Genomic DNA, 9,577 nt, shown 5'->3' on the forward strand with positions numbered 1-9,577 from the left:
ATCCAATCTCGACGCGCCGGTCACAGCCCCAACATCAACCCGCTCAGGCGCTTGACCTTGCGCCGCAGTGCCTCTTCAAACACGCCCTGACGCGGCTCGATCAGGCTGAACCAGTGCTTCGCCCGGGTGATGCCGGTGTAGATCAACTCCTTGGTCAGCACCGGGTTCAGCGCCTCCGGCAGAATCAGCGCTGTGTGTGCGAACTCCGAGCCCTGGGATTTGTGTACCGTCATCGCGTACACCGTCTCCACGTCATTGAGCCGACTCGGCAGCACAAAGCGCACGCCACCGCTGCCGTCGTTGCGCGGGAACGCGACACGCAGCGCCTGACGGTTCTCCTCGACCGGCCCTTCGGGCAAACGCAGGGCGATGCCGATGTCGCCGTTCATCAAACCGAGCCCGTAGTCGTTGCGCGTCATCAGCACCGGGCGGCCCTCGTACCATTGGTGATCGCTCTCGATCAGCCCGGCGCTGAACAACGTTTCAGTGATACGCCGATTCAGCCCTTCCACACCCCACGGCCCTTTGCGCACAGCACACAGCAGCTGGAACTCATCGAATGCATTCAGCACCTGCCGCGCCCACTCGACGCTGCGCGGGTCTTCGATCTGCGTCAGGCCTTGCGGGCGCTGCGCGTTCATCACGCCCAGATAATGGCGATAGCCTTGCGGGCCCTCGCCATGACCGTCGAGCAGCAGCCGCGACAGCGCGCGGTCCTGCTCGCCCTTGAGCACCAGGGAAAACAGATCCGGATACTGGCGAGCCGCGAGCAATGCGCGCGCGTCCTGGTCCTGCTGCTGATTGACCAGTTTGGCCAACTGGCCGATGCCGCTGCCCGCCACGAAACGCCGGGAATGGCGCAGCATCACCACTTGCTGAGCCAGCGCGTGATGCTGGTCGTCGCCCTGCTGCAAACCGCTTCTGGAAAGATCTTCGCCGCTGACCGACTCAAGCCACGCCTGGGTCTGCGGGCTGTACATCCCCGCCTCCGCATCGCGGCACAGATCGCCCAGCACCGCGCCCGCCTCAACCGACGCGAGTTGATCCTTGTCACCCAGCAGTACCATGCGCGCGTGGGGCGGCAATGCGTCGAGCAAGTTCGCCATCATTTCCAGGTCGATCATCGAAGCTTCATCGACCACCAGCACGTCCAGCGGCAACGGGTTGCCCGCGTGATGACGAAAATGCCGCGTGCCTGGACGGCTGCCCAGCAACCGGTGAACCGTCGTGACCTCGCTGGGGATTTTCTGCCGCACGTCTTCCGGCACTTGCAGCGATTGCACCTGGTGACTGATGGACTCGGTCAGACGTGCCGCGGCCTTGCCGGTCGGTGCCGCCAGGCGAATACGCAACGGCTTGCCGCGCTCAACCGCCGGCGATTGCAGCAGCGCCAGCAACCGCACGACCGTGGTGGTCTTGCCGGTGCCGGGGCCGCCGGTAATGATGCTGAACGCGCCACGGGTTGCCAGCGCACAGGCCAGCTTCTGCCAGTCGATCAACGCATCAGGCGCGTGATTGGCCGGGCCGAACAGCGCATCGAGACGCTGGGGCAAATCGCTGAACCCCGTTTCCACCTGAGCCAGCCGACGACGCAACGCCGCATCGATCCGCCGCTCATACGTCCAGTAACGGCGCAGGTACAGGCGTCGATCCGATAAAACCAACGGCCTCTGCGCCGCCGCTTCGCTGTCATCCCCGGCGTGAGCAACCAGCGCGCTCGCTTCCAGCGCCTTGCACCAGGTCGCGCCGTCGAGGGATTTGAGCAGCGAGGACGGCAGCAACATCGGCGTCGACAACACATCACCCTCGGGCGGCAGCGACAGGGCGAAGTCAGGTTCTTTCAAGGTTTCGTAGAGGTCCAGGCAGACGTGGCCGTGGCCCAACTGGTGGCTGGTTAACGTGGCCGCCAACAGCACCAGGGAATCGGCATCAGGATCAAGGTCGGCCAGAAACGCCACGAAGGCCTTGTCCAGCGCTCGCAGCCAGCCGCGTTCGACCCAGCGCTGCAGCAACAGCAGCAAATCCTCTACGCGGCTGAGGGGCTTAAGATCGGCCAGGCTGTCGGCGTCCAGCGCCGTGGGCATCAAGTGAGCGAAGGTGCGGTTCATGGGAGTTCTCCTGACAGGACTTCGGCCGCGACCGGCGCTCGCCCCTGAAACAGCAGGTCAAGACCTTCGATCAGCTCGCGGGGCGGTCGGGTAAACCAAGCACCCTGACTCGCCGCGCGGCTGCCGCGCACAAACAGGTACACCGCGCCGCCCATGTGCCGGTCGTAATCGTAATCGGCGAGCCGCGCCTTGAGCTGACGATGCAAGGCCAGCAGATAGAGCACGTATTGCAGGTCGTAGCGGTTGTCCAGAATCGAGTTTTCCATCGCCTGCTCGGTGTAGGCATCGTCGTCGACGCCCAGCCAGTTGGATTTGTAATCGGCAACGAAATAACGACCTTCGTGCTCGAACGTCAGGTCGATGAAGCCCTTGAACATGCCGTTCAGCGAGACCGTCTCAGCGGCCGCCCGCGGGGCGCCGTTGTGGGTGTAGCGGCGAACCAGGGCGTCCATCTGCGCCACATCGACCTTCGAGCAGGCGAACCAGAATTCCATTTCGACGCGGTACTGGTTCGGCTGATCCAGCTCGCACAAAGCCATGGGCTGCACCTCTGTGCCCAAACGCAGCGGCAGGGTCAGCAGATGCTGTAGCCAGTCGGTCAGCGTGGTGATCCAGCCCTTCCAGTCGCGACGGTTGCAGCGCTGAGCGACAACTTTCTCCAGCGCCAGTGGATCAGCCGCCGCTTCGGCAAACCCTTTCTCGCCTGCCCACTCCAACAGGCCGTGCAGGAAGGTGCCAGGGTTGGGACCGCGCGGGAATCGGTGGATATCGCCGCCGCTGACCATCACCTCGCGCGGCGCATCCGGGTCGAGACGCTCATCGTCGAACAGCTTCTGCGCCTGCGGGCTGTCCGGCGACTGGTCGCCGCTGTCAGTAATGGTGTCACCGATGCGCAGTGCGCTGTAGGACGCGATCCACCAGTTCTCCCGAGCGCTGCGCCGGGGCACGCGCGGCTTGCTCAACGCGACCTCGCTGCGCGGCGCGCTGAAGGACTCGGTTGTCGGCAGCGGAACAGGCTCAACCTTCACGGCCGGGTGACCTTCTACCAGCGAACGCAGCCACTGGCCCAACGCCACCGATTCAGCCAGCTTCTGCTCGCCGCCGAGCAAATAACCCAGCGCCGAACGATGGAGTATCGAGGCGCTGTTGCTGCCACGTTTGAGATCGGCAACGCCCAGCCAGCACGCGTGTTGCGCGCGGGTCAGGGCCACATACAGCAGACGCAGGTCCTCCGCCAGACGCTCGTCATCCGCCTGCTCGATCAGCGCAGGCGTGGGCTTTAGGCTGATCTGCGCGTGGCCCTCGGCGTCGTGAAAATGCAGTGGCAAACGGCTGCCGTCCACCGGCTTCGTCGAACAGATGAAGGGCAGAAACACCAGCGGGTATTCCAGGCCTTTGGATTTGTGGATGGTCACGACTTTGACCAGTTGCTCATCGCTTTCGAGGCGCAGGATCTGCTCCTCTCCCGCTTGGCCGGACAAGGCCAGATGCTCGCTCAGATGACGAATCAGCGCCTGCTCGCCATCCAGTTCGGCGGCGGCCTGCTGCATCAGTTCGCTGAGGTGCAGCAGGTTGGTCAGTACACGCTCGCCATCGGTTCGCTGGACCAGCGCCTGCGGCAGTTTGAAGTCGTGCAGCAGTCGCCGCAGCATGGGCAGCACGCCCTGGGTGCGCCAGATGCGTCGATAATCGCGGAACTGCATGACGCGGTTTTCCCACGCCAGTTCGTCCTGATTGAGCAGCTCGAGTTCGGCCAGCGGCAACGCGAGGGTGATACAGGCCAATGCGGCGCGCAGGGTTCGCTCAGCGTCAGGCTCGGCGCAGGCCTTGAGCCAGGCGAGCAGATCATGTGCCTCCTGCGCCGCGAACACCGAGTCCTTGTCCGAGAGGTACACACTGCGCACGCCACGCGCCGACAACTCGCCTCGCACCGCCTGGGCTTCCTTGCCGTCACGCACCAGAATCGCAATGTCAGCGGGCATCAGCTTTTTCAGCGGCTCGCCGGCTTTCGCAAAACCTGCCCGCTCTTGTTGCCCGGCGTTGAGCAAGCGCACGATCTCACTGGCGCAGCTCGCCGCCAGTTGCGCTCGATAGACCGTGCCCGACACCGGCTGATCGGTTTCCAGCTGCCAGACGTTGAGCGCCGCAAGCACCTCCCCGTCGACCTGTAACGTCTCTTTACGGCCCTGAGAACCGACCGCCAGAAACGGCACGGGATTGTCCTCGGACGTGCGGAACAGGAACGCCCCCCTACCCGCCTCGCTCGTTTCGGCGCGCGTGAACACGTGGTTCACCGCATCGACCATCGCGTGGCTGGAACGGAAGTTGGTGCCCAGCGTGTGCAACCGTCCGGTGGTGGCCTGTCGGGCGCGCAGGTAGGTGTAGATGTCGGCACCACGAAAGGCGTAGATCGCCTGCTTCGGGTCGCCGATGAGGAACAGGCCGGTGCTCTCGTCGTTGGCCTCTAGCCGATAGATGCTGTCGAAAATGCGGTACTGCACCGGGTCGGTGTCTTGAAATTCATCGATCAACGCGACCGGGAACTGCTCGCGGATCAACGTCGCCAGGCGCTCGCCACCGCTGCCGCGCAACGCAGCGTCCAGGCGCAGCAGCATGTCGTCGAAGCCCATTTCAGCACGGCGTCGCTTCTCTTCTTCAAAGCGAGCGCCGACCCATTGCGCAGCGTGTTCGAGCACCGCTGCATCAGGTGTTGGCAGCGTGTCCAGCGCGACCTTGAGCTCGACCATCGCCTCGAACGCGGGGTGCGACGGCGGATTGTTCTTCCACGCTTCGGCAATGCCGTCAGGCGTCAGCCGGGTGAAACCGGTGCCGAGGTCCAGTTGCTCCTGCTCATCGTCATTGGCCCAGGCAATCAGCTTGTCGAACCAGGGTCTGAAATAACGCTCCTGCATCTTGCGGCCATCGACCACTTTGCAGGCGACGCCGTCGATGCAGATCGCATGCAGCTCCGCGGCCCAGTTGGCCCAGGGCGCCTTGAGCTGCCGAAGGGTCTCGCGCCGCTCCTGAATCGACTGCTCGATGATCTGCGTCGGACTTTGCGTCACGCTTGCCCGCTCACTGCCGAACAACGCGCGCACCCTCGGCAGCAGCGCCGCAGGACCACCCCAGTTATCGCGCACCCAAAGCAGCGCGTCACCGCTCATGGGATAACAGAACTTGCGCCAGTAATCGCGCAGCACTTCGCTGAGCAAATCGGTGTGATCGGTCTCTAGGCTCTGGGTGAACAGGCTGCCGCTGTCGAAGGCGTGCTCGCGCAGCATCCGCTGGCACCAACTGTGGATGGTCGATACCGCCGCTTCGTCCATCCACTGCGCTGCGATATCGAGACGGCTGGCGCAGCCGGGCCACTGCTCGATGGCGAACTCGTCCCGCAAACCAGTGATCAACGCGTCAGGTGCGTCGATTTCTTCACGGAAGAACCGCGCGGCTTCAGCCAGTCGAGTACGAATACGGTCGCGCAGTTCCTTGGTCGCTGCGTCGGTGAACGTCACCACCAGAATCTGCGGCGGCAACAGTTCACAGCCGAAGCCAGAAATCTCGCTGCCATGACCCAACACCAGACGCAGGTACAGCGCCGAGATGGTGAACGTCTTGCCGGTGCCGGCGCTGGCTTCAATCAGCTGGCTGCCTTTGAGCGGGAAGCGCAGCGCCAGAGGTTGTTGTGCGTCACTCATGCGCCGGCCTCCTCGCGAGAAAGTGCCTGCCAGGGCGCTTCAAAAATGGGTTTGTACAACGCCTCGCACCATCCCACGAATTCCTCGCTGCCCAGCAATGCATCGAAGTCCGGGAACTGACGCGCCAGGGCAGTGCTTTCGGCACGCTCGCCCTTGCTGTTCTGGCCATCGCCTTCATAGGCTTTGCGCGAGGCGGCTTCGGCTTTGATTTCATCGTTCTGCCCCAGCCACGCAAAGGCCGTTTTCACGGCAATCGGCAGTGGTCGCTGCATGCCCTGATGCCAGGCCAGCAGCAGGTCATTCAACGTCCGCGTGGCGGTGTCTTTGTCCAGCGGCGGCAGCAAGAGCGTTTCGTCGCTGGCCACCAGTGCGGTGGTCAACGGCAGATCGCATGCGCAGGCCACCAGATGGTTTACCCACGGTTTGGTCAGACGGTGCCACTTGCGCGTCTTCTTGCTGGCAATGGCATTGGGGATAGCGGTGATCGCGAGTAGCTCGTTCTGAGGATTTTGATAAAGCCCATCGACCCAGCCATCGAGTTCGACACCCTGATGCTGATAACTGACCGGCAGCGCGCTGTGCAGCCGCACCGGCCAGCGAATCAGGAGCTCGTGATAGCGGGCGACGAGATCGGGCAGCGGTTCGATCAGCTCATCCTGCAACAAGGTGCCGAACCCGGCCATCGGCAGCAAGCCGCTGCCCTGCAAGCGCGTTGCTTGAGCATGCAGTGATTCCTGAATGTGCTCGGGGTCGGTGAGTGCCGCTTGCAGCAAGCTGTCGCTGAGGCCATAGCGCTCGAGCGCATCGAGCACGAAGGGCTCCTCGTCCGCCAACGGCGCTTCGGCCACTTCGAAGAATATCTTCAAGCGCTGACTGAAGAAGTGCTTGACCGGATTGCGCAGGAAATCCTGCAACTGCATCAGACTCAGCGGCTCTTCCTGCTGGTGCTTTTGCAGCGCTTTTTTTTCGCCTGCTTCGGTGACGGCTTCGTGCAGCACCTGCCACTCGCGGGCAAAGCTGAAGAACTCCGGGTTCTCTTGAAAGTATTTGGCACTGAACGGCTGCAGCGGATGTTCAACGGTGAGTTTGTGCAGCAACTGCTGACCCGGATCACGCTTGTTATCGTCCTCGGGCTCGATAGCATTGGCCAGCCGCCAACCGCTGGACAGATGATCGCGCAACTGCCCGATGAGCACCGAAGCCGGCCGCTCGGAATTGTCACGAATGCTTCGTCCCACCCAACTGATGTACAGCTGATCACGGGCGGACAACAGCGCTTCCAGCAGTAGATAGCGATCATCCTCGCGCCGGGAACGGTCGCCGGGACGGTAGTCGCTGCCCATCAGATCGAAATCCAGCGGCGGTTGCGCGCGCGGGTAATCGCCGTCATTCATGCCCAGCAGGCAGACGATTTTGAATGGAATCGCGCGCATCGGCATGAGCGTGCAGAAGTTGACCGATCCGGCCAGAAAGCGCTGGGACAACCTCCCTTGATCAAGCCCGGCCAGCCAGGCTTCACGTACGACCGTTAACGGCAACTCCTCTTCCAGTCCAACGGCCTCGCAGGTCTGCAGCCAGGTTTCGCGCAACGTTTCGAGTTGGCTGAGGAGGTAGTCGTCGTGCTCACTGTCGGCCATGAAGAATAGCTGCATGACGGCTTGAAGGCGCGCGCCCCACATCGCGGGGGTCGCGGGTTGGGAGAGCTCGTTGTGCGCGACCTGAAGCGCGTCGATCAGGGACACCAGCGGGCCAATCAGCGCAGCGTCCAGCCCGCCGATTTCGTCATATGGCTGAATGCCGTCGTAGGCCGCACCTGCCCCGACGGCGTACCCCAGCAACATGCGACGCAGCCCAAAATGCCAGCTGTTCTGCTCAAGCTGTTCAGGCAAGCCCAGCCCCTCGCGCTGTACCGCATTGAGCCCCCATCGCACACCCGCTCCCTCAATCCAGCGGTGCAGGGTTGGCAGGTCTCGCTCATCAATGCCGAACCGCGTGCGTAATGCGGGAACATCCAGCAGATCGAGGATTTCACTGACCGGGAATCGACTGTCCGGAATCTTCAGCAAATGCTCGACGGCGATCAACAGCGGATCACGGCCGCGTTGGCCCTGATCCGCGAGGGTGAAGGGGATAAAGCGGCGATCGTCGCGATCCAGCTGGCCGAACACCGCGCGAATGTGAGGGGCATAGCTGTCAATGTCCGGCACCATGACGATAACGTCGCGGGGACGAAGATCCGGATCCTTACTGAAACGCGCGAGCAGTTGGTCGTGCAACACCTCCACTTCACGCTGGGCACTGTGTGCGACATGAAAGCGGATCGAGAGGTCAGTCTTTATGTCCACGGCCGGCCAGACGTCACGGGTCTCGCTCAAAGGACGCAGCTCAAGGATATCGTCCTGGAGTTGATTCAGGAGGGACGTGGGTTCGCTCTCGCTGAACAGGTCAATGCGCCCGTCACGAAAGATCGACCGGTAGCTGTTCGGGTCATCATGACTGTCGAGCAAGTTGATGTAATCACGACCCTGCTTGCCCCACGCAGCCAGCAGCGGGTGAGCGTGCTGGTGCAGCGCGTCAGGGTTCAGCACCACCGGCATGCCGGGTTTTCGCGATTGGCGTTTGTATTCGTGACGTAGGAGATCCTTGTCAGCCACGATGTCTGCCCAGTGATGACGGCAGGGGTTGTGCACGCATAGCAGGACCTGGCTGAAACGAGCCAGCCCGGCAAGCGCCTCTAATGCCTGGGCTGGCAATGAGGAGATTCCGAAAACAATCACTCGCGCCGGCAAACCGGCCGGTGCCTCGGCCAGGCTGTTGATGCGTTCGATGTAACGCTGATGCACCCCGGCACGGCTCTGGGCCATGCCCTCTGCCCCGACATCATGGAGCAGCGCACGCCACAGTTCGGCTTGCCAGCAGTTCTCTGCTTTCAGCGGCTTTGCCTCTCCCCGCCCGGTTCTGAGTTGATGCTTGCCGGCCGCCCAATCTTCCAGCCAGTCAGCGCGGTACACCTGATATTGGTCGAACAGGTCAGCAAGCCGCTCAGACAACTGGTAACGCTTGCGCAGGTCGGTGTCCGCCGTCAGGAATCGCTGCAGCGGCTCGAAGTGTGGCTGGTTGATCAGGCCGGGGAGCAGCCGCATCAATCGCCAGGTCAGGGGAGCTTTATCCAGCAACGAGGTTTCCGGAATCTCCGCCTTGCCCAACACCGCGCGATACAACTGCCACATGAAGCTGCCAGGGAGCTGCACATCGATCGCGGCGGCAATGCCGCAACCGCCTTGATCATCGTCCTGTGCATCTTCTGCCAGGGCGAGCTTTAACCATTGGGCAATACCGTTGCTCTGTACCAGCGCCACTTCGTTCTCGAGCGGAGTGAGGGGGTAACGCCGCATCCATGACACAACAAGGCCACGCAGCTCATCCAGGCGATTCCCATGGACCACCATAAACCCGGAGTTGAGATCGGATGTCACCGGCATAGCTGCGTCCCTTGGTCTTTCAAAAGAGGGAGAAGACTACCAGAGGGAGAGGAATCGTTAGCGGTCGATCTTGTCAGAGCGGCTGGCAACCGCTCTCCGGAGGTGGTGATGCGGGGCAGTGTGGTTGGCAGCTTTCCACGCCTGAAGCTTTTCCGCGCGCAAAAACAAAACCCCATCTGCTTACGCAAATGGGGTTCTGGAATTTAATCTTGACGATGACCTACTCTCACATGGGGAAACCCCACACTACCATCGGCGATGCATCGTTTCACTGCTGAGTTCGGGATGGGAT

At 62.4% G+C, this 9,577-nt stretch carries 3 protein-coding genes and 1 rRNA gene; all 4 read right to left on the reverse strand.

Going from position 1 to position 9,577, the window contains the following annotated elements; translation table 11 throughout:
• Positions 1-20 precede the first annotated feature (20 nt).
• On the reverse strand, positions 21-2,108 hold the full coding sequence (gene recD, locus EC919_RS21265; RefSeq protein WP_133776300.1) for an exodeoxyribonuclease V subunit alpha: 2,088 nt from the start codon (positions 2,106-2,108) through the stop codon (positions 21-23).
• Entirely contained in the window at positions 2,105-5,803 is a 3,699-nt protein-coding gene (gene recB, locus EC919_RS21270; protein WP_133776301.1) for an exodeoxyribonuclease V subunit beta, read from the reverse strand. Before recB ends, recD begins: the two co-directional genes overlap by 4 nt.
• The gene (gene recC, locus EC919_RS21275) at positions 5,800-9,285 is read right to left on the reverse strand and encodes an exodeoxyribonuclease V subunit gamma (protein ID WP_133776302.1); all 3,486 of its coding nucleotides are present in this window, start codon (positions 9,283-9,285) and stop codon (positions 5,800-5,802) included. The genes recB and recC overlap by 4 nt, the downstream gene beginning before the upstream one ends.
• A 207-nt stretch (positions 9,286-9,492) precedes the next feature.
• A 5S ribosomal RNA gene (gene rrf, locus EC919_RS21280) occupies positions 9,493-9,577 on the reverse strand; the annotation flags it as partial.

The sequence above is a fragment of the Pseudomonas graminis genome, from assembly GCF_004364335.1.
Lineage (GTDB): Bacteria > Pseudomonadota > Gammaproteobacteria > Pseudomonadales > Pseudomonadaceae > Aquipseudomonas > Aquipseudomonas graminis_D.